General features: G+C 45.1%; 28 protein-coding genes. 3 read left to right on the top strand and 25 right to left on the bottom strand.

The genetic code is table 11. From position 1 onward, the window contains the following. Positions 1-528, bottom strand: coding sequence for a hypoxanthine phosphoribosyltransferase (gene hpt, locus ACQKD4_RS05135; RefSeq protein WP_427372644.1), 528 nt, complete (start codon positions 526-528; stop codon positions 1-3). A 176-nt stretch (positions 529-704) separates the two neighbouring features. Continuing rightward, complete coding sequence (gene mntR / locus ACQKD4_RS05130; protein WP_074033309.1) at positions 705-1,133, bottom strand: transcriptional regulator MntR; 429 nt, start codon at positions 1,131-1,133, stop codon at positions 705-707. Between the two features lie 163 nt (positions 1,134-1,296). Between mntR and ACQKD4_RS05125 the strand changes: the two genes are divergently transcribed. Continuing rightward, positions 1,297-1,677 (top strand): rhodanese-like domain-containing protein, encoded by a 381-nt coding sequence (locus tag ACQKD4_RS05125; RefSeq protein ID WP_083600098.1) that lies wholly within the window; start codon positions 1,297-1,299, stop codon positions 1,675-1,677. A 34-nt stretch (positions 1,678-1,711) separates the two neighbouring features. Here ACQKD4_RS05125 and gcvPB read toward each other — a convergent pair whose 3' ends face one another. From gcvPB to ACQKD4_RS05060, 13 genes are all read right to left on the bottom strand, one after another. Further along, the gene (gene gcvPB / locus ACQKD4_RS05120; protein WP_427372643.1) at positions 1,712-3,187 is read right to left on the bottom strand and encodes an aminomethyl-transferring glycine dehydrogenase subunit GcvPB; all 1,476 of its coding nucleotides are present in this window, start codon (positions 3,185-3,187) and stop codon (positions 1,712-1,714) included. Next, positions 3,187-4,524: an aminomethyl-transferring glycine dehydrogenase subunit GcvPA gene (gene gcvPA, locus ACQKD4_RS05115; RefSeq protein ID WP_214748283.1), complete on the bottom strand. Its 1,338-nt coding sequence runs from the start codon at positions 4,522-4,524 to the stop codon at positions 3,187-3,189. The genes gcvPB and gcvPA overlap by 1 nt, the downstream gene beginning before the upstream one ends. Positions 4,525-4,549: 25 nt before the next feature. Next, positions 4,550-5,626 (bottom strand): glycine cleavage system aminomethyltransferase GcvT, encoded by a 1,077-nt coding sequence (gene gcvT / locus ACQKD4_RS05110; protein ID WP_427372642.1) that lies wholly within the window; start codon positions 5,624-5,626, stop codon positions 4,550-4,552. 148 nt (positions 5,627-5,774) lie between these two features. Beyond that, entirely contained in the window at positions 5,775-6,113 is a 339-nt protein-coding gene (locus ACQKD4_RS05105) for a hypothetical protein (protein WP_214748009.1), read from the bottom strand. Further along, a complete protein-coding gene (locus ACQKD4_RS05100; RefSeq protein WP_427372641.1) occupies positions 6,110-6,598 on the bottom strand; it encodes a shikimate kinase in 489 nt (162 codons plus the stop codon). Before ACQKD4_RS05100 ends, ACQKD4_RS05105 begins: the two co-directional genes overlap by 4 nt. After that, a complete protein-coding gene (locus ACQKD4_RS05095; RefSeq protein ID WP_214692997.1) occupies positions 6,591-6,890 on the bottom strand; it encodes a hypothetical protein in 300 nt (99 codons plus the stop codon). Before ACQKD4_RS05095 ends, ACQKD4_RS05100 begins: the two co-directional genes overlap by 8 nt. After that, the gene (locus ACQKD4_RS05090) at positions 6,866-7,270 is read right to left on the bottom strand and encodes a hypothetical protein (RefSeq protein ID WP_427372640.1); all 405 of its coding nucleotides are present in this window, start codon (positions 7,268-7,270) and stop codon (positions 6,866-6,868) included. Before ACQKD4_RS05090 ends, ACQKD4_RS05095 begins: the two co-directional genes overlap by 25 nt. A gap of 13 nt (positions 7,271-7,283) precedes the next feature. Beyond that, complete coding sequence (locus ACQKD4_RS05085) at positions 7,284-7,520, bottom strand: hypothetical protein (protein ID WP_427372639.1); 237 nt, start codon at positions 7,518-7,520, stop codon at positions 7,284-7,286. Further along, positions 7,507-7,938, bottom strand: coding sequence for a prepilin-type cleavage/methylation domain-containing protein (locus ACQKD4_RS05080; protein WP_427372638.1), 432 nt, complete (start codon positions 7,936-7,938; stop codon positions 7,507-7,509). Before ACQKD4_RS05080 ends, ACQKD4_RS05085 begins: the two co-directional genes overlap by 14 nt. After that, a complete protein-coding gene (locus tag ACQKD4_RS05075) occupies positions 7,935-8,237 on the bottom strand; it encodes a prepilin-type N-terminal cleavage/methylation domain-containing protein (RefSeq protein WP_427372637.1) in 303 nt (100 codons plus the stop codon). The genes ACQKD4_RS05080 and ACQKD4_RS05075 overlap by 4 nt, the downstream gene beginning before the upstream one ends. Before the next feature lie 14 nt (positions 8,238-8,251). After that, entirely contained in the window at positions 8,252-9,229 is a 978-nt protein-coding gene (locus ACQKD4_RS05070; protein WP_427372636.1) for a type II secretion system F family protein, read from the bottom strand. After that, positions 9,211-10,017: an ATPase, T2SS/T4P/T4SS family gene (locus tag ACQKD4_RS05065; protein WP_427372635.1), complete on the bottom strand. Its 807-nt coding sequence runs from the start codon at positions 10,015-10,017 to the stop codon at positions 9,211-9,213. Before ACQKD4_RS05065 ends, ACQKD4_RS05070 begins: the two co-directional genes overlap by 19 nt. A gap of 58 nt (positions 10,018-10,075) precedes the next feature. After that, complete coding sequence (locus ACQKD4_RS05060) at positions 10,076-10,462, bottom strand: Spx/MgsR family RNA polymerase-binding regulatory protein (protein ID WP_074033321.1); 387 nt, start codon at positions 10,460-10,462, stop codon at positions 10,076-10,078. 250 nt (positions 10,463-10,712) lie between these two features. On the opposite strand from ACQKD4_RS05060, the gene ACQKD4_RS05055 reads away from it, so the two are divergent. Then, the gene (locus tag ACQKD4_RS05055) at positions 10,713-10,976 is read left to right on the top strand and encodes a DUF2626 domain-containing protein (protein ID WP_012726597.1); all 264 of its coding nucleotides are present in this window, start codon (positions 10,713-10,715) and stop codon (positions 10,974-10,976) included. Positions 10,977-11,006: 30 nt separating this feature from the next. Here the strand turns inward: ACQKD4_RS05055 and ACQKD4_RS05050 are convergent, their stop codons facing one another. Next, a complete protein-coding gene (locus ACQKD4_RS05050; protein WP_427372634.1) occupies positions 11,007-11,627 on the bottom strand; it encodes an MBL fold metallo-hydrolase in 621 nt (206 codons plus the stop codon). A 157-nt stretch (positions 11,628-11,784) separates the two neighbouring features. Between ACQKD4_RS05050 and ACQKD4_RS05045 the strand changes: the two genes are divergently transcribed. Further along, positions 11,785-11,964 carry a DUF2759 domain-containing protein gene (locus ACQKD4_RS05045; RefSeq protein WP_074033323.1) on the top strand — a complete coding sequence of 60 codons (180 nt, stop codon included), beginning with the start codon at positions 11,785-11,787 and terminating at the stop codon, positions 11,962-11,964. Positions 11,965-12,075: 111 nt separating this feature from the next. Here the strand turns inward: ACQKD4_RS05045 and ACQKD4_RS05040 are convergent, their stop codons facing one another. From ACQKD4_RS05040 to rpmG, 9 genes are all read right to left on the bottom strand, one after another. Continuing rightward, positions 12,076-13,992 (bottom strand): LTA synthase family protein, encoded by a 1,917-nt coding sequence (locus ACQKD4_RS05040; protein ID WP_427372633.1) that lies wholly within the window; start codon positions 13,990-13,992, stop codon positions 12,076-12,078. 222 nt (positions 13,993-14,214) lie between these two features. After that, positions 14,215-15,177 carry an ROK family glucokinase gene (locus ACQKD4_RS05035; RefSeq protein ID WP_427372632.1) on the bottom strand — a complete coding sequence of 321 codons (963 nt, stop codon included), beginning with the start codon at positions 15,175-15,177 and terminating at the stop codon, positions 14,215-14,217. Between the two features lie 93 nt (positions 15,178-15,270). Then, the gene (locus ACQKD4_RS05030; RefSeq protein WP_012726602.1) at positions 15,271-15,465 is read right to left on the bottom strand and encodes a YqgQ family protein; all 195 of its coding nucleotides are present in this window, start codon (positions 15,463-15,465) and stop codon (positions 15,271-15,273) included. Next, on the bottom strand, positions 15,462-16,484 hold the full coding sequence (locus ACQKD4_RS05025; RefSeq protein WP_427372631.1) for a M42 family metallopeptidase: 1,023 nt from the start codon (positions 16,482-16,484) through the stop codon (positions 15,462-15,464). Before ACQKD4_RS05025 ends, ACQKD4_RS05030 begins: the two co-directional genes overlap by 4 nt. 12 nt (positions 16,485-16,496) lie before the next feature. After that, positions 16,497-17,546 carry a rhomboid family intramembrane serine protease gene (locus tag ACQKD4_RS05020; RefSeq protein WP_427372629.1) on the bottom strand — a complete coding sequence of 350 codons (1,050 nt, stop codon included), beginning with the start codon at positions 17,544-17,546 and terminating at the stop codon, positions 16,497-16,499. Positions 17,547-17,668: 122 nt separating this feature from the next. Further along, positions 17,669-18,625: an L-lactate dehydrogenase gene (locus tag ACQKD4_RS05015; protein ID WP_074033328.1), complete on the bottom strand. Its 957-nt coding sequence runs from the start codon at positions 18,623-18,625 to the stop codon at positions 17,669-17,671. Between the two features lie 169 nt (positions 18,626-18,794). Continuing rightward, the gene (locus ACQKD4_RS05010; protein ID WP_427372628.1) at positions 18,795-19,565 is read right to left on the bottom strand and encodes a DUF92 domain-containing protein; all 771 of its coding nucleotides are present in this window, start codon (positions 19,563-19,565) and stop codon (positions 18,795-18,797) included. After that, on the bottom strand, positions 19,544-20,098 hold the full coding sequence (locus ACQKD4_RS05005; protein ID WP_427372627.1) for a 5-formyltetrahydrofolate cyclo-ligase: 555 nt from the start codon (positions 20,096-20,098) through the stop codon (positions 19,544-19,546). Before ACQKD4_RS05005 ends, ACQKD4_RS05010 begins: the two co-directional genes overlap by 22 nt. Positions 20,099-20,152: 54 nt before the next feature. Further along, the gene (gene rpmG, locus ACQKD4_RS05000; RefSeq protein WP_255313299.1) at positions 20,153-20,317 is read right to left on the bottom strand and encodes a 50S ribosomal protein L33; all 165 of its coding nucleotides are present in this window, start codon (positions 20,315-20,317) and stop codon (positions 20,153-20,155) included. Between the last annotated feature and the right edge of the window lie 39 nt (positions 20,318-20,356).

Below are 20,356 nucleotides of genomic sequence, written 5' to 3'. Positions count from 1 at the left end.
TTACATTGTCTCTACATATCCGATGTATGGTAAGTTGCGATACTGCTCGGCATAGTCGATGCCATACCCGATGACAAACTCATCCGGGATCTCAAAGCCGACATAGTCTGCATCTAATTGCACGAGACGTCGAGCCGGTTTATCGAGAAGCGTACAGATTTTCAGCTGTTTCGGTTGATGCAGTTCCATATGCTTGCACAAGAACTTCAACGTCTGCCCTGTATCGATGATGTCCTCGATGATGACGACATACTTTCCTTCCACATCCAAGTCGAGGTCTTTACGTAGTTGTACACTCCCACTCGAAACGGTCTTTTTCCCATAAGAAGACGTCGCGACTGTGTCGAGTTGTACACTCCCTTTCATATAACGCATCAAGTCAGCAGCAAACACCATCGACCCTTTTAAGACCGCAACAATGACAATCGGCGTTCCATTTGCGTCTTTCTCAATTTCTTCTGCTAATTCTTGTACCCGATTTCGAATTTGCTGCTCATCAAATAGTTTTCCTTTAATTTGAATGTCCATCAGCTCGGCGAATGTTCGCCGTCACCCCCTATTTAGTGAATCCACGTTTCATCTTATCATATTATCGACTTAAAAATATACATTAGCAGATAAATTAGATGTTTTCGTTCGTATTTAAGTCCTGTTCACCCTACAAAAAAACGTCAACCGCAAGAAATTGACGTTTTTTCGATACATTATTCTTCTGCTGCTCGCTCTTGCTCACGAAATTCTCTAAATTGATCCATTAGTTCAGGTTTGTCTTCAAAAAATTCCACAAACTGCGTCATGCAATCGAGCGTATTTGAACTGAGGTGATGTTCGATTCCTTCCACATCCTCGTATACATCCGCTTCGTCGACTCCAATCAGACGTAAAAAAGACTCGAGCATCGCATGGCGCTCGACGAGTCGTTTCCCTACTTTTTGACCTTTCTTCGTAAGCATGAGGCCGCGGTATTTTTCGTACACCAGATATTCTTCACGGTCCAACTTTTGAACCATTTTGGTGACAGAGGAGGGATGAACTCCTAAATGTTCGGCAATGTCAGAAACACGCGCATATCCTTTTTCTGACATGAGTAAATAAATCCGTTCTAAATAATCTTCCATACTCGGTGTCGGCATGGGCACGACCTCCCCTAATGTTCCGGTTTCCACTTTATATTTTATCCTAACGAAGCTGAAATCGAAAGGGAAAGCCCCGATTCATTCAGTCAATCATTGTCTCGTGACCTTAAATTCATTATAATGAGATATGGTAACTTTGAAAGAGAAGGGAAGAACATCTATGGGAATTGAAACAATCCTCGTCATCCTCCTATGGGTTGCCTTGATCGCCTACATCGTATGGCGCTTCATGCCAGCTCGCGGGTTGAAAAAAATGAAACAAGAAGAATTCCGTGCTTCACTCCGCAAAGGACAATTGATTGACGTACGTGAACCGAATGAATATAAAGGTGGTCACATCGTCGGTGCTCGAAACATCCCGGTCGGTCAACTCAAGATGCGTATGAAAGAATTACGTAAAGACCAACCGATCTTAATTTATTGCCAAGGAAGCTCACGTTCTAACCAAGCGGCCAAACTACTCATGAAAAATGGATATAACAATATCTACATGCTTGAAGGCGGCTTCAAGAACTGGAAAGGCAAAATTAAAAAAGCATAAAAATGGGCGGGTCGATTGAATCGACCCGCTCCTTTTATTTCACGGATGACGCCTCACGACGTTCATATTTTAAAACAGGCTTCCGAGCAGCGAGCGTCTCATCCATACGCTTAACGACCGTCGTATGCGGGGCCGTCTGTACGATTTCTGGATTTTCTTCCGCTTCTTTTGCAATTTGAAGCATCGCATCGCAGAACGCATCAAGCGTTTCTTTTGATTCGGTTTCAGTCGGTTCCACCATAATACACTCTTCCACATTTAATGGGAAATAGATTGTCGGTGGGTGGTACCCGAAGTCGAGCAATCGTTTCGCGATATCAAGCGTACGGACACCGAGTGCCTTTTGTCGCTTCCCTGACAAGACGAATTCATGCTTGCAATACGTATCGTATGGTACGTCGAAGGCATCTTTCAATCGAGCAAACATATAGTTCGCGTTGAGCACGGCTTCACGCGATACACGCGTCAATCCTTCTGCTCCCATCGTTTTAATGTAGCTATACGCGCGAACATTGATCCCGAAGTTTCCATAGAACGGCTTGATTCGACCAATCGAGTGTGGACGATCATAGTCTAAGCCGAACCCTTTATCTGTCTTTGTGACGATCGGCGTTGGTAAGAACTGAATCAGATCACGTTTTACCCCTACTGGACCAGAACCTGGACCACCGCCACCGTGAGGACCCGTGAACGTCTTATGCAAGTTCAAGTGAACGACGTCAAAGCCCATGTCTCCCGGACGTGCGATCCCAAGAATCGCGTTCGAGTTCGCACCGTCATAATAGAGCTTCCCACCAGCCTCATGAACGACTTTTGAAATTTCGAGGATATCTGCCTCAAACAATCCGAGCGTATTCGGGTTCGTCAGCATGAGGGCAGCCGTATCTGCACCAACTTTTGATTTTAAATCTTCCAAGTCAACAAGGCCACGCTCATCCGACTTGACAGTCACCGTCTCAAATCCAGCGACAACGGCAGAAGCCGGGTTCGTTCCGTGTGCCGAGTCTGGAACGAGTACTTTCGTACGAGCCGTATCCCCATTGCGCTCGTGGAACGCTTTGATTAACATGAGCCCCGTCCATTCGCCATGCGCCCCTGCTGCTGGTTGCAACGTCACTTCATCCATCCCTGTGATTTCCGCAAGTTGCTCTTGTAAGTCGACCATGAGTTCAAGCGCACCTTGAATCGTTTCAACAGGCTGCAATGGGTGAATGTGCGCGAATCCAGGAAGGCGTGCCATATCTTCGTTCACTTTCGGATTATATTTCATCGTACAAGAACCAAGCGGATAAAATCCTGAATCTACTCCATGGTTTCGTGTAGAGAGCGCCGTGTAATGACGAACGACATCAAGCTCAGATACTTCAGGAAGTTCAGCCACTTCTTTTCGAATCATCGTCGCCGGCAATAATAACTCGAGGTCAACTTCCGGAACCGTTGGCGTCGGTAAGTTATATCCTGTTCGTCCTTCACGTGATACTTCAAAAATTAGCGTTTGTTCGTGTTGCATCATTTCATCCCCCCGACCACTTCGACAAACTGATCAATCTCTTCTTTTGTACGTAACTCTGTCGCACAGACTAGCATCTGTGACTGGCGCTCTTCTTCATACGTTCCGAGCGGAAGTCCACCAATCATTCCATGTTCAAGCAAGTGACGAGACACTTCTTCTGCATCGCGTCCGAAATCAACAACGAATTCATTAAACATTGGTCCCTCGTCAACGATTGTAAATCCTGCTGCTTTCAATGCTTCTTTCATGTAATGAGCTGTTTGGATATTCCGGACAGCCATGTCTCGAATGCCATATTTCCCTAAAGCGGACATCGTGATTGAGGCAGCCAATGCGTTGAGCGCCTGGTTCGAACAGATGTTTGAGGTTGCCTTGTCACGACGAATGTGTTGTTCACGCGCCTGTAACGTCAAGACGAATCCACGTTTTCCATCCTCATCTACCGTTTGTCCTACGAGTCGACCAGGTAGTTTACGCATCAACGACTTCTTCACTGCAAAATATCCACAAGACGGACCACCAAAGCTTTGTGGAATCCCGAACGGTTGAGCATCCCCGACCGTAATATCCGCTCCAAGCGCACCTGGTGATTCCAAAATGCCTAATGCAAGCGGGTTACTTGATACGACGAACAGTGCACCTGCATCATGCGCTTGTTTCGCCAATTGCTCCAAATCTTCAATACGACCGTAGAAGTTCGGGTATTGTACGACTAGACATGAAGCATCTGTTAAATCGAGGTCAGTTACATCCGTCACCCCATTTGTGACGTTTGTATATTCAACAGAAAGTCCTGGACCATCCGCATATGTGCGAATGACATCTTTCGCTTCAGGATGTACCGCTCCAGAAACGACAACGCGTTTTTTCTTCGTCTGCGCACTCGCTAGGTAAGTCGCTTCAGCAAGAGCCGTAATTCCGTCATACATCGACGAGTTTGCGACATCCATCCCGGTCAACTCACAAATCATCGTTTGGAACTCGAACATCGCCTGAAGCTCACCTTGTGAGATTTCAGGTTGATATGGCGTATACGCCGTATAAAATTCAGAACGTAAAAGCATATGGTTCATCACGGTCGGTGAAAGATGATCATACATCCCGGCTCCGAGGAAACTTGGATATGACTTTGTATGTTTGTTCTTATCCGCTAGTTTCGTCATATGACGAACGAGATCCACTTCCGGAAGTGGTGAACCGATTGCTGCAAGCGACGCTTTTTCGCGAAGCGACTCTGGAATATCCGCGAGCAACGATTCGATGGAATCCACTCCAATCGTTTGAAGCATGTCTCGCTCATCTTGTTCGGTCATCGGTAAATAACGAAATTCCATTCTATTCATTCTGAATCCCCCTGTTTCATTTCGTTCGTTTATAGAAAGGTGTCGGTACGCGTTCGGCTTCAATCTTTTTGCCACGAATGTCGATGACAAATCGCTCTTCATCTTTATAGCGTGCATCCACACGTGCCCAGGCAATCGACTCATTGACTGTCGGAGGCATCGTACCAGTAGTAACGACTCCAACGACGTTCCCATCGACTTCTACTTGCGCGCCTTGACGTGCGATTCCGCGACCAAGCAATCTCAAGCCCACCATCCGGTTCGGGATGTTTTCTTTTTGTGTGGCGAGCGCCTCTTTCCCAATAAAGTCAGTATCTAATTTAACCGCAAAATTAAGGTTCGCTTCGAACGGCGTAACCGACTCATCTAGTTCATGCCCATAGAGCGGAAGGCACGCTTCAAACCGTAGTGTATCTCGTGAACCTAACCCGCAAGGTGTAACACCCTCTGCTTCAAGCGCTTCCCAGATTGCTGAGATCCCTTCTGCCCGCGCATAAATCTCGAATCCGTCTTCTCCCGTATAACCACTTCGCGAAATGATCGAAGCAACACCGGCCACATCGCCGTTTATAAATTTAAAGAAACCAACTTCGTCAAGCGCTACATTCGTAATCGTTTGAAGAACAGCTTCCGCATTTGGACCTTGGATGGCAATTTGACCATATTCATCAGACTCATTCGTCACCGTGACGTCGCCACTAACAAATTGACGAATGTGCGCCTCGTCTTTTTCGATATTCGAGGCATTGACGACGAGCCAATAAGCATCTTCATCTAGCCGGTAAACGAGTAAGTCATCCACTACGCCACCATTCTCGAGACAGAGAAGGTTGTACTGCGCTTGACCGACTTTAATCTTTGAGACATCGTTCGTCACAAGATTCTGCACTTGTTCTAGAGCGTCCGGTCCTTCAACCCGAATTTCTCCCATGTGAGATACATCAAACATCCCCACGTTTTGACGTACAGCCTGATGTTCTTCTTTGATCGAAGAAAACATTATCGGCATTTCGAACCCCGCAAAATCAACCATCTTCGCCTTCGGTTCAATCAAATCGAACAAAGGCGTACGTTTCAAAGTAACCTTTTCCATAATATCCCCCAATCCCGAACATAAAATGCTTTTGTTTTTGAAATCTTTCGTTTTCCATTCCACTTTAACAATTTTTATTCTTTCTGCATAGTTAAAAAAGCGAAAAAGAAAAAGGATGAAAAACGAAAACGTTTTCATCCTCATTATTTCATATTTTTGTCTCGGTGGAAACGTCAGAGCGTTCGATTCCCGCCGTACGTTTGATTTCATGTGTCAGCCCGACTGCCGCCTGTTTCAATTCAATCGATTCGTCTTTAGCTTTGATACCGAAATCTTTGATTTGCGTAACGGAACGGTTGACCGCGTCCACATGCCCTTTGATTTCAGTGACTTGTTGGTTGATGACGTCAGCACGAATCTTAAATCGTTCCGTCAAACGGTTTAATCTTCCAAACGTCGGCTTCATCTGTTTTTTAAATAACAAATATCCATATACACCAAGTCCAATGATGGCGAATAAAAGAATTGCAAGGTTAATCCAAATCATACTTTTTCCTCCTTCATACGGATAATTTGCTCTGCAATACATCGCGGTGTCCGGGACGCATTAATCGTCTCGTCCGCTTCTTGATAAAGAGTGGTCCGTCGGTTGTACAATGTCCGAACTTCCGCCTCTCCTTTTTTCACAAGCGGTCGATCCGAATCTTTGATCCGTGCCCAGCATTCCTCAAATGGTAAATCTAAATGAATGATTTTACCGTGTTCGCGCATCCAACGAATATTTTCAGAGCGTTCGACAATTCCACCACCCGTGAGAACAAAGTCAGCATCGATTTGCTGAAGCACTTTTGTTTCCACTTCGCGAAACGCTGACTCCCCGTATCGGTCAAAATATGTAGCGATGTCGGTTCCAATCCAGGTTTCGATTTCTTCATCGAGGTCCACGACGTCTCCATGTTCTTGCATAAAAGTGAACAAGGTAGACTTACCTGTACCCATAAATCCCACGATATAAAACGGTTTCTTATTCATAAGCAATCACCTCTTTATGACGTTCACCAGATGTCAACACCATTTCCACTTCCGTTCGATTCGGTGCAATCGGACGACATGTCACCGTCCCCGTCGGTTTGGTGAGTGTTACTGGTTGATTGCCACAACGTTCTTTTGCCAACAACAAGTGGGATTCAAAACGTATGGCCAATATCTCATCTGAGATTCGTCTCGTCGTTCGTTCTACATCAGTATACCAAAATAATGCAGTACCAAGTAACCACACGACGATTGTCAACGTGGTGATCAGAAAGAATCCTCTTTCATACACATGACGTACCGCTCCCTCTCGAAAGTTGAATCTTTCCAAGAGATTCGAAATCCCATACCGACCGTTTCGACGCGATACTGATCGATTCCTCTTAAAAATAACAAGTTCCCCCCTCCATCCCCGACCATGACCAAGTTTCTATTCAGCTGTTTGATCGTCCATGACCACACTTCTTCATCTGACTTAAGGAAGTCACCTCTTAATCGTCCCCCATCGACGCGACAATTTTTGCTGTTCTGCAAACGACGCACGATGAGTTGGGGAGTCGTATGGTGGTCCCACTTCGGTTGTTCGTAAAGGCGTTGACCAAGGGTGAGCAATTCGACCAACAATATTAAAAAGATGGGAAGAATCAACAATACTGCCGTCATTTCTAACATGGTAAACCCCGGATCAAAGCGTCGGTAAGCAAAAACCCTTTTCACACACTTCTTCACGCCCAGTCGGTTCAGCGGCTTCAAGCAGCACCTCTCCTTGTAATCGTTCATAAATGAACAACGTGTCACGCAACCTTGTGACTTGGTCATTCCCTTCCGTCACAAACGACGTCAAAATGAGTACCCAGCCCATCACGACCGCTAGGCTCACACTCACTTCCCATAACGAGAATCCTTTCTCATCCCCCTTCATGGATGATCACCTCCGGTTCATACGTCCCAAGTCGAAACTTAAACGTGACGGATGTTTTCCCACTGACAAATTTCCACTGTCCTGCATAGGAAGCTGTTGCCTGGGAGAAGGTGATGGTATTGTAGGTCGGAAGATAAACAATGATTCCTTCCGGTACGTCCACCCTTCGCACTAACGTCATTCCACACATGATTAAATACCTTCGCTGTTTAGCCACCCAAATCAACTTTGGCACGCAACTTCCATTTTCCGAAATGTACGGGTATTGTCCCGCTTCTTGAATATTCGCCACTAACGTATCTGTAAAGTCATAAAGTTCAAGTCGCTCAAAAGGCTTCACTACAGGACTACTGATCAGTATGAGGAAGGAAATGATCACGAGTACCCACGCCATCTCGACAAACGTATAGCCTTTCATTGTTTCTTCAGCGAACCATCAAGTGGAGAATACGTGTAGGCTGACGATTGACAACTATACACTAGTGGATCCGTTTCAGAAGCACGCCCAATTACTTCTAATGTGGCAGGGTATGATTTATGTTCGGCATAGTGTAAATTGATTTCTGACTCGACGATTCGGACACTTCCCTCACAACTCACTTGGTCCGCCCGTGACTTCCCTTCTGTCAGCGTCGGTACGAGCAATAACAGTAAGATTGAAATAATGAGTAAGACTGCAGCCATCTCAACGAGTGTGAATCCTTGTTCTTCCTTCATGTGAATGTCCCCTTTCATAATTGAGCCATGATAAGTTTTACAGGCAAATAAAGCGTATAGAATAAGGTGCCAACCATGACGCTGAGCACTCCATAAAGTGCCGGCTCTACTTTTTCGATCAATTGACGACTATATTGTTCCATTTCTTCGAATACTAGTTCTCGATGAAGTGACATCAATTCACCGAGTTCTCCACTCATCGACCCCACCCCTAACAAACTAACCACTTCATAGTCAATAAACCGTTCCTGTTTGACAGCCATTTCGATTCCTTCACCGGCAGACAACCGTTTGTGAATCCGATTTGCCATTTCAGCCATCTCCCCCTTTTCATTGGCAAGACGACTGATAATTTGTCTGATGTTCGTTTCCGTCTGTTGTAACAACGACAATTCGCTGACAAACAAATAAGTCAGGTACAGAGTTTTACCACGGTTCCATATGTAAAACGGTAGTTCTACACCTCGTCGATGCAGCATGTAGACCGTGATCCCAAGCATCACAAATACAGAAAACAGAGCTGGAAAGAACCATTTCGATAGTAAAATTGAACCTGCTCCATCATACGTGGAGACATCAACCATCCCCATCAGCTTCGGGAAAATGTACAATGCATAGACCATCCCAAGACTGAGCAAGATAAAGAAAATGATTAAAGGATATCGAATGAGTCGCTTCAATTCTTCCTTCAACCGCATCCGCATTTCTAAAACTAAAACGACTTGAGATAACCCATCCATAAACCGTCCGTTCCGCTCGGCTGTCATCAATATCTCTTGCATTTGGCGATTTGTGATGATTAGCGCGAACACTTCCGCTAAGGAAGTACCAGATTCAAGTTGTGCCCTCATCTCCTGAACATCCGCTTTTCTGTTTCCTTTTTCATGATATTCAAGTGTTTCCATTGTGGCTTTCAACGATACACCTCGGGATTGAAGACGCAGAAAACGGTGAATCAATTGAATCGGTGGTTTTACTGAAGCGTTGCCCATTCACACGTCACCTCCTGATCACGCGTTAGTACACACCAATGTCTTGTTACTGACGATTTTCCGAGCAATTGTTCAAGCCGTTTCTCCCCATCCTGAATCGTCGCTGTATGAAACGTAGTAATCGTCAAATGCCCACTGAGTGCAGCATCGTAGGCGACGTTCAACTCTTCCTCTGTCCGTACCTCTCCGATTACAATGATGTCTGGGTCGGCACGTAACGTTTCTTTTAATAACTGCCGATGATTTAACCCTGCTTTTGCATTCACCTCGAGTTGAATCACCCCATCAATCTTTTGTTCTGGAGGATTTTCAATCGTGACAATCCGCTCGCGCTTTAAGTGATTAAGCAGCGCATACAATATTGTCGTCTTGCCCGCACCAGTAGCCCCTCCGATCAATAGGAGACCATGTCGCAATGCAGACATTTCTTGAAAACGTTCAACGTCCCCTTGTCTCAACAAGTGATGAAGCTCAAACGCTTGATTCGGTACCCTCCAGGACATCAATGTTTGCGCAAATGATGGGAGAAATGTTACGCGGATGACTTCTCGATCAAGTTCGTACACGCCCGACTGGGGCACACGTTGATTCGTGTCCGGTAACGAACACCAATATCGCATATGAAGTGTGAGACGGTCATATTGATCGATATCCATCGACTGAAGATCAAGCAGTTTCATATCTGATCGGATTTGAATCTTCACTTCATGTGTACTCGGTATAAAATGAAGATCGCTTGCCTCCGCCTCTCTCGCCACAATCATCAGTTGTTCAATAAGCTCCTTCATTCCGCTCACCTCGAGAACAGCATAAAAAAAAGCCCACCCTGTTGAAAGTGGACTTGTCTTATGAAACTTGTGTCGAAACGACATGATGACGACGTGCATATGTTTCGATTGAAACCTTGTCATAACCGACAATGACTTCTTTTCCGTCTGTTAAAATCGGACGTTTTAACAATTTTGGATTTTCACTCATCAGTTTGAGTAGTTCGCTCAACTTCAAATCTTCAACATCAACGTCGAGTTGTTTGAAGGCTTGGCTTCTAGTAGCAAGAAGAGAATCTACACCTTCTTCACTAATCGCAAGGAGTTGTAGTAATTCGTCGACAGTCGGTGCATCTCTGAAAATGTGACGTTCACTCACTTGAAGTTCTTGTTCCTGTAAAAACGCTTTCGTCTTCCGGCAAGAAGTACAGCTCGGGTACGTGTAAAACATTAATTCTGATGCCATTTTATGTTCCTCCTCATTTCAACTTTTCACTTCGCTCATTTTGTATAAGTTGATTATACATCTCTTATACCCTGTTTGTACATATTTTGTACAACTTTTTTATAAATTTTGTACAACTTTATTTTCCGTATTGATTTCACATATTTTTCACGATTATTTTGCTCAATTCTCACGTTTCCATAGCATTTTTTCGAATGTGTTGGTAAAATAGTGAATGAGAATGGAATAATGCACGTATGGGGGGATTAACATGGCAAGAATGTTTCGTGTCCTAGGCTTCTGGACTGGGCTAGTGGCGGCACTTGCTTTCGTAGGCGCACTAGGCGGCGACCAAAGTAGTAGTGAACATACTGGTGACTTTATCGTTATGGGACTTGTCTTCTTAGCACAAACGATTTTCTTCGTCGCACTTGGCTACTTAAAGCTTACTGAAAAAACATATGTATACGTCTTCGGCGCGTATTTGACAATTTTCTTCGTTGTCTTTACGTATTGGAGCAACTTCCAAATGTAAAAAAGATTGTCTCGTCGGAGACAATCTTTTTTATTGCTTGAAGAATGGATTCGTTTGCTTCTCTTCTTCAAGCGTTGTTTTTGGTCCGTGACCCGGATAAAGAAGCGTCGCACCCGGAATTAAGTGCTTCATACGTTCAATAGATCCCATCAACGTTGCCTGATCGCCTCCAAATAAATCGGTACGACCGACTGATTGTTTAAAAATCAAGTCACCACAAAACGCAATCTCTTCATCCGCCATGTACAAGACGACGCTGCCTGGGGAATGACCCGGGGTGTGATAAAGATGGAATGTAAAATTACCAACAGTCAATGTATCGCCTTCATATACCTTCTCAGCCGGTTTCATCGCCGGTACAGGAAGATTGAAAGCTTGCGCTCCGTTCTTTTCTCCATTCGTCAACCAGTCACTTTCAAGACGGTGGACATACACAGGAACTTTATAGCGTTCACGGAGTATATCCACTCCTCCAATGTGATCGAAATGGGCGTGAGTCAACAAAATCGCAGCGGGTATACCAAGACGATCGATCACCTCGAAAAATCTTGGGTCATCCGTTCCTGGGTCGATGATGACGACACTGCCTTCTTTTTCAAGGACGTATCCATTCTCCTGCGCTAAGCCTGACGTAATCTTCTTCACTTGCATATGATTCATCCCCCTCTCATTCAAAACAATATTGTGGCAAAATTGTATCGATGTCAACCTTTACTCGACAGCGCCTCAATAATCGGATAAAATAATAATGATATTTCAGTGAAATTTTTATGAATTTCATGACGTATAATTAAAGGGGGAACTCGTCATGCATTTGTATGAACCGTTCGGATGGATTTCTGTCATCGTCGCGATTGTGGCTGTATGGGGAATGATTCGTTCATTCAAAAAACGCCAATTCTTTCCACTCGCAGTTGCAGGCTTAACTGTACTCGTATTCGGATTCTTTGGTGTTGCCACGTTGATCTACGGCGGTATTCCAGGTTAATGGATTCGTATCAAGCAATCATCAAGCGACTTCGGTCGCTTTTTTTGTACCATCATTCCTCAATTAAAAAAAAACGAACCAAATCACATTGTGGTTTGGTTCGTTTTTAGGTTATTCATTCGTTTGTTCTTTAAAGCGGAGAAGGTCGGAATAGATCAAATCATCGTTCATTTGTAAGATTTTTTCTGCTTCTTCCGTCATTGGACCACAAAGCGTTGTGTCCTCAACTACTTCTCCAGTAGTAGCATTGTAACAAGTTGATTGCGTCCACACATATTCATCCGTCACAACCGTACCATCTCGGAAGATTGCACGACTATTTCGGTTTTCAGAGAACAAGTCATTCCCGAATCCGATTGTTTCCGATGTATCAATCCCAAGTAAGTGCAAGATTGTCGGTTTCATGTCGACGTGACTTCCGATCGTTTCATGCACTTCACCTTTTTCTTGATCCGGCAAGTGAATCGCAAACGGCACCTGTTGTAATTTCGCCACATCATATGGTGTCAACTCTTCTTTACCGAGCAACTCTGCCATCGCATTGTTGTGGTTCGTCGAGATACCGTAGTGGTCACCATAAACAACGAAAATCGTATCCTCCCACATTCCGTTCTCTTTTAATTGATCGATGAAGAGACCGAGTGCATAGTCTTGATATGCAAGTGCCTGCGGGAAGTTGTTTAACGTCGTTGAACTTGTCTCGAACTTCGGTACGAGCTCATAGTCTTCACTTGGCATCGTATATGGGAAGTGGTTCGTTAATGTGATGAACTTCGCATAGTACGGCTCAGGCAACTCTTGAAGCATCGGGATCGATTGTTCGAAGAAACTATCATCTAAGAGACCCCATTCTGTCATGTCTTCTGGGTTTCCGAGATCGTAGCTCTTCTCATCGAAGAATTGATCGACACCGATATTTTTATACATTTGGTCGCGGTTCCAGAACGATTTATTATTCGCATGGAAGACGGCTGAATAATAGTTATCTTCTTTAATCAACTCTGGAAGTGCTTGATATTCGTTGTCCGCGTTCGTAAAGTACACGGCACCACGCGGTAAGCCATATAGCGAGTTATCGAGCGCAAACTCCGCATCCGATGTCTTCCCTTGACCTACTGTATGGTAGTAGTTTGGCCAATAATGAGACTCTTCAATCAGCTTGTTCAAGTTTGGTGTGATATATTCACCGTTCGGCGCTTTCATGTTATGCGTGAAGTTTTGTGCAGATTCGAACGACACAACAATCACGTTTTTCCCTTTATACTTACCGAACAAATCAGGGTTCGGTGCAGCATAGTTTTGACGAGTGAATTGTTCAATCGTTGCAAGCTCAGATTCGTCAGCCATTGCTTTTTGAGCAGATGTTTTCGTTTGAAGCATCGCGTCATACACATGGAAGTTAAACGTTCCGATGTTTTTCACTAATAGCTCACGGTCGAATGAACGAGTCAACAATTCAGGACGTTCTGTCTCCGCCAACGAAAGGTTGAACAAGAATACCGATACAGCTGCAACGAATGTCACGAGCGCGCGACGATGTGAAGCGGCATTCTCTTTCATATTCATCCGCCATAAGATAAACGGTAAGACGAATACGTCACCAAGAATGATCAAGTCTTTCCATTCAAGTAGTGATGTGAACGATGTCGACAGCGTCTCCATGTTCGATGGTTGCATAATGACCGGCATTGTTAAATAGTCCGTAAATTCCCGATAATATACGGCATCCGCAAACAAGATGAAAGATGCCAACGCGTAAAGCGTGTAGAGCACCCATTTTTGTTTGTTTCCTTTAAAGAAGAAATGGAAGGCAAACAAGAATAATGTCGAACTGATTGGGCTGATCAGTAAGATAAAAGCTTGTGCGGTGTTTTCAATCGGAATGTTGAAGAAAAATTGATAGACGATATACGTCTTCGTCCAAAGCAATAACGTAAATATCCAAAATAGACGATATTCTTGAAACGAAGCGCGGACCGTATCGTTCAGTCTCGTCGATAGCTTCGAGAAGCGTTGAGATGAATTCATCTGACGGTCTCCTCCTCTTTTCAGTTTTCGGCATGTTTTTAGCCATTATTTTTTATATTTGTTCATACATTGTACAATTCGATTTGAATAGTACACGTCCAGTATCAAGTCCAAATCTTACCCCTTTTTTAATAAAAAATCAACTGTGACGTTACAAATTTTACAATATCCCATACCCTTTCCCATAAGAAAACACGCCTGCAATGTGCAGACGTGTCAGTTTTATACGCGTGTCGGAAGGAAATGTTTGCGTGCTAACCAGCCACAACCGATGACTCCGGCATCATTCTCAAGTTCAGCGATTTTAAACGTCGTCGACTCATAGACACGTTCGAGTGCAAAACGCTTAAATTGAGCATCGAGCGGTTCAAGCAATGCTGTCCCTGCTTTTGAGACGCCGCCACCGATGACGATCATTTTCGGGTTGAGTGTGTTGGCGATATTCGAAATCGTCAATCCGAGATATTCTGTCATCTCATCAATCACTTCTGTCGCGATTGTGTCCCCGTCTTTATAGGCTTCGAATACGTCACGTGCCGTCACTTCTTTCAAGTCGTTCAACGAAGTATCTTGATTTTTTCGTTTTTGCAACGCTAAACGTGAAATACCTGTCGCAGAGGCAATCGTCTCGATACACCCTAATCGGCCACAGCCACATTTTACAGCTTTCGCCTCATCTCGTTCGACGGTGATATGACCGATTTCTCCTGCCATACCAGCCGTACCATGAACGATGTTTCCGTTCGTGATGACACCACCACCGACGCCTGTACCGAGCGTGATGGCAAGTAATTCGGATGCACCTTCACCTGCACCTTTCCACATCTCACCGAGGGCAGCGGCATTCGCATCGTTTTCGAGGACAGCGGGGAGTCCGACCGCTTTTTCGAACTCACTCACAAGAGCGAAGTCTTTCCATCCGATGTTCGGTGAATACTCGACAACACCTTCAGAGAAATTGATGAATCCTGGGGCTCCGATACCTGCACCTGCGAAGTCTTCTTTCTTCTTACCTGACGTCTCTAAATACGTTTCAAATGAGGCTGCGATGTCTTTTGGAATATGTACACCGTTTTCTCGAATATCCGTTTTAACTTCCCACTTATCAGAAATGATGCCATTCATGTCTAAAACAGCCATCTTCACCGTTGTACCACCGATGTCGATCCCTAATAACCATTTCATACCGTTCACTCCTCATCTCAACTAAATCGCTTTCATTGAATAGTGTACACTATTATCCCCTCAGTGCAACCCTTTGCACTAAGGGGATTTCTGTCAATCTGTTGAATTTTTCAATTCGTGGGTCAAAATGATTTTCGCTGTATCGTATACACGTTGCTCGATGATGCCCCCTTCATACAACTCGTCGAGTTCCATCATCATCAGTGAGATTTCAGCATCCCGCTCCCCGATGTAAATAATGGTACCGAACGACTTTAAAAACTGTTGGACATCATAAAAGTTTTTCATGCTTCTTCCTCCATCGTTGACAAGACATAACGATTTAACAATTCTCTTGTCGCTTCCATAGACGTCACATGTGTCCGTTCATAACTATGGCTTGACTCAATTCCAGGACCGATCAAGGCATGCTTCACATCGTAGCCTGCACGGATCGCAGCCGACGCATCCGAGCCATAATAAGGATAGATATCCACTTTATATGCGATGTCATGTGCCTTACATAATGAAGTAAACTTACGGCGCAAGCTAATATCATATGGTCCAGATGAATCTTTGGCACAAATCGAAACCGTATATTCATCTGAATGTTGGCCATCTCCGAGAGCCCCCATATCGACGGCAATGTATTCCACAACATTTTCAGGAATGCCGGCATTTCCCCCGAATCCGACTTCTTCATAATTCGAGATCAAGAAGTGGACTGTATGTGGCAACTCATCATTAACCAAATCTTTAGCTAGGTCTAACAAGATGGCTACAGAAGCCTTGTCGTCCAAATGACGAGATTTGATGTATCCGGAAGACGTCACCTTAAATCGTGGATCAAATGACACAAAGTCACCGATTTCAATTCCAAGTGCCGTCACATCTTCACGAGAATGGACTTTCTCATCCAATCGAACTTCAATGTTTGAAGCAGAGCGTTCTGCAGAGTTCGTGTCTTTATACACATGAACGCTCGACTGATGGATGAGGATGGTTCCTTCGATCGCCTCCCCCTTCTCGCGATGAATGAGACAGTTTTCTCCTTCGATCGCCGTCCAAGCGTATCCACCCACTTGCGTGAGTCGTAAGCGTCCGCTCGGCAAGATGTCCTTGACCATCGCCCCAAGGGTATCGACGTGCGCCGTCAAAAGACGCGCCTCGTCCGAACGTCCTGGGAACGTCGCAAGCAACGCTCCTTTATGTAAACGAGACGTCTTGACACCGAGTGTTTGGAGTTCATTTTCTGCAAATCCGATCGCCTCCTCCGTCATACCAGACGGACTCGGGATTTCAACTAATGTTTTCAGTGTTTCTATCATCATATTCTCCCCTTACCAAGATCCATACCCGTACAGTAGACCAAATAACGTGGCCGTGAGCACAGAAAATAAGATGCGTTGTGTTCGATTTTCCTCATCAGGCAATCCGACGACACCAGAGACGACGAATCCACCTAGTAAACCACCCGCGTGTGCAAAATGATCCAAGTTCGCACCCAATACGAACGCGAGTCCTACATTTAATCCTAACATAATAAAGAGCGGAGGTCCGAGTGTCTTCATAAAGAGCGAACGATCCCGCAGTCCAAAATAGAGTAAGGCACCGACCAGACCAAATAAGGCTCCTGATGCCCCCGCTGAAATGGATTCACTGAACGCGTACGATGCTGTCGTCGCTAAAATCCCACCGATCACGTAGATGATGAGAAAGCGGAGAGAGCCGTACATTCGTTCAACGAGCGGACCAAGTGACCAGAGCGCAAACATGTTGATGGCAAAATGGAACCATCCGATATGCAGAAACATTGGCGTAATTAACCGCCACCATTCCCCTTCTTCGATGAGCGGGTTCACTTTCGCACCGAATGCGATCAACGTGTTCGGGTCGAATGTCGAACCGACCGATTCAGCTAGCCACATGACTAAAAACGTGATGAACATCAAGCCGTAAACTACTTGCGGTTTACCAAAGGAGAATCGTTTCTTTAACTCCGCTTTCTTCTTTCGATCCATTGCGACCGCGAGCAGTCGAAAACGGTCGTCCTCCATCGTAGGTGTACAAATCGAGCGAGATAATGTCACTCTCGCTGGAATCGGGAACGTCATGGAGTCGACCCGCTCTTCATCAACGAGACGGTCACCATATATGTGAATCGTCAAACGATTTCGTCCAATACGAGACAGACGAAAGGCGTTCAAGATTGCGTTAATGTCAGTACCGACATGATTCGCCCATGCTTTTTCAGTTTGAACGTATAAGTCATAGCGATCACCTGCTTTTGTATCAAACAAGATGACTGCACGGGACGGTTCTAATATCCCTTCGATTCGTCCACCGTTCTCGACCGCTTGATAAATGTCTTCCCAGAAGCAAGTCGCCAACAAAATCCCTCCTCTCTCATTCTATTGTAAATCACGTTGTACCTCACGACAAAGTCGTGGCTTGCCTCAAACGTACAAAAAACCCGCAACCTTTACGGCTACGGGTCACTCATATATCACAATTACAAGACAGGTTCCATCGTTTTCATAAGGACGTTCGCAGAATGTTGCATTTTTTGATGTTCTTCTTCTGACAACTCAATCTCAACGACCTCACGCACGCCCTGACGGTTGATGATGGCCGGTACCCCGATATGAATATCGTGTAAACCGTATTCCCCATCAAGATGAGCACCGACTGTCAGCAACGTGTTCTCATTACGAAGGACCGCTTTGACCAAACGGAGTAATCCGAGTCCAATGGCATAGTATGTCGCCCCTTTACGTTCGATGATGTGATAAGCCGCATCACGTACGTTCACATATATGTCTTCAAGGTCTTGCCAGTTATATTCATCATGCTCTTCAAGCAACTGTTCAACAGATTTTCCGTAGATACGAGCATTACTCCAAGCAGCAAACTCAGTGTCACCGTGCTCACCCATGATATAGGCATGACAGTTACGTGGGTCGACATTGAAATAGTCGCCAAGCATGTAACGTAAACGCGACGTGTCGAGAACAGTACCTGAGCCGAAGACGCGATGTTTCGGAAGTCCTGAATACTTCCATGCCAAATGCGTCATAATGTCGACAGGGTTTGAGGCGATAATGATGATGCCATCAAAACCAGAATCCATAATATCTGAAATCATCGACTTCATGATCTTCGCATTTTTTTCAACAAGGTCAAGACGAGTCTCCCCTGGACGTTGCGGTGCACCTGCGGTAATGACGACGATGTCTGCTACACCACAGTCTGCGTAATCCCCTGCCCATACACGCATCGGTGAAGACGCGAACGAGACGCCGTGGTTCAAGTCCATCGCTTCCCCTTCTGCTTTAGCCTTGTTGATGTCAATGATGACGAGTTCTTCACAAAGGCTTGCTGTCGTTAACTGGTACGCAAAGCTCGCTCCAACTGCCCCTGCCCCTACAAGTGCGACGCGCGTTACTTTAGCATGATTTAATGTTTCCATATTGATTCTCCACCCTTCGATCAATCTGTTTCATGTTTTTGTTATCTCTGTTACAACAAGATTGTAACATCATTCACAAACTCTAACTGCAGTGGAAACCGTTTTCACTTTGGCGATATTGTGACAACATTCACATTCATTTGAAACATATTCATTTTCTGTACTACCCTCATCCGAACACCAAAAAACAAATAGACGCCGCTCCAAGAACGGATAAGAAATTGACTGCATCATTCCCTAGCACACGCCACCCTGACACATATGTTGTAGAAACTTGATGATGAACTTTCTTTTCCGTCAGCTTTCCACAAACCGTACAACGAAACTTCCGTTGAACCGTCGCCCCGAGCAACGTATCGATGACACTCCCACTCAGTCCGATTCCCCAAAGCGCTACTAGTAATGCCATATCCAATTCGACAAACAGGAGAGAAGAGCAAACAATCACGAATGCGCCTACAATCGACATGACCGTCCCAAATGTTGAAACGGCACCGCTCGTTCCCGGCTCAACTTCTCTAAACGTGAACATGAAGCGCGGTTTACGTTTTGCGAGGACACCGAATTCAGATCCCCACGTGTCACTCGTCGCTGCCGCAATGGACACGATGTACATATAAAGATAGACGAGGTCATCTGTCAGTAAGTAACCGAGGGCACAAAGGATCCCTACCCCACCGTTTGCTAACACTTGAATGGCGTCGCGCGCTCCCGTTTTTTCGACAATGTCATCTACATTTTGTTTATCACGAGATCGATATTTCGAAGCAAGTGAAGATGTCGAGAAGAATACGCCGAGTAAATAGAGGCCGAACCAACCAAACGATAACCCGATCAATACCCCCGTCACCACTGTCAAGAAGGCTCCCGAGATTGTCAAGGAGCGTAACCGATACCCGAGAAAGGCGACGATACAAGTTACAACAAATATGGCAAACATTGAATCATCTCCTTTTCTGTCACAATCCACTGAACAGGTAGATCATGTGGTTCAGTCGGCACTTGATCGACCAATTGAACGGAGTACGCTAATGAAACCGTCTCCCCTTCATATGTACGTAAAAAACGATCATAGTATCCTCCGCCCCAACCAACTCGATATCCCGACCGGTCAAATACTCTTCCCGGCACAAGACAGAGGTCGATACTTGTCGTCGTCGGCGGGGTCGTCGGCTCCAAAATATTCATGACGCCCGTCTCAAGGTCATCTACTGAATGAATAATATGAAACGTTAACCCCTGCTCCGTTACTTTCGGGACGCACACCGTTTTTCCTGCTTCAAACGCTTCATGTATGATTGGCGACGTATCGATTTCAAGCGGAAGTGAAGAGGTCACGGCAATCGTCTGGCTTTCTTTCCATATCTCTGTTGCGAACAACCGCTGATGGATGACTCGGTCAACTTGTCGGCGATTGTTCATTTGTTTAATGTACTGATGGACAGTTCGTCTTAACGCTGCTTTGTCTTCCACAACGCATTCCTCCTTACAAAAAAAGCCGCCACATATGTGACGGCCGGTCCCTCATTACTTCACTTCGCGGTAAAGCGTGTGACGACGGAGACGTGGGTTGTATTTGCGCAACTCAAGGCGCTCTGGGTTGTTACGTTTGTTTTTCTTCGTGATGTACGTGCGATCGCCTGTTTCTGTGCAAGCTAATGTAATTTTAACGCGCATTTCTTTCACTCCCATCTTAATGATGTTGTATCAAGTGCTTTTGCTTTACAGTCT

The sequence above is a fragment of the Exiguobacterium sp. NPDC077395 genome (genome assembly GCF_050269125.1).
GTDB classification, from domain to species: domain Bacteria; phylum Bacillota; class Bacilli; order Exiguobacteriales; family Exiguobacteriaceae; genus Exiguobacterium; species Exiguobacterium aestuarii_A.
The sequence above is the reverse complement of the archived record's forward strand: the minus strand, read 5'-3'. Positions and strand labels throughout refer to the sequence as shown.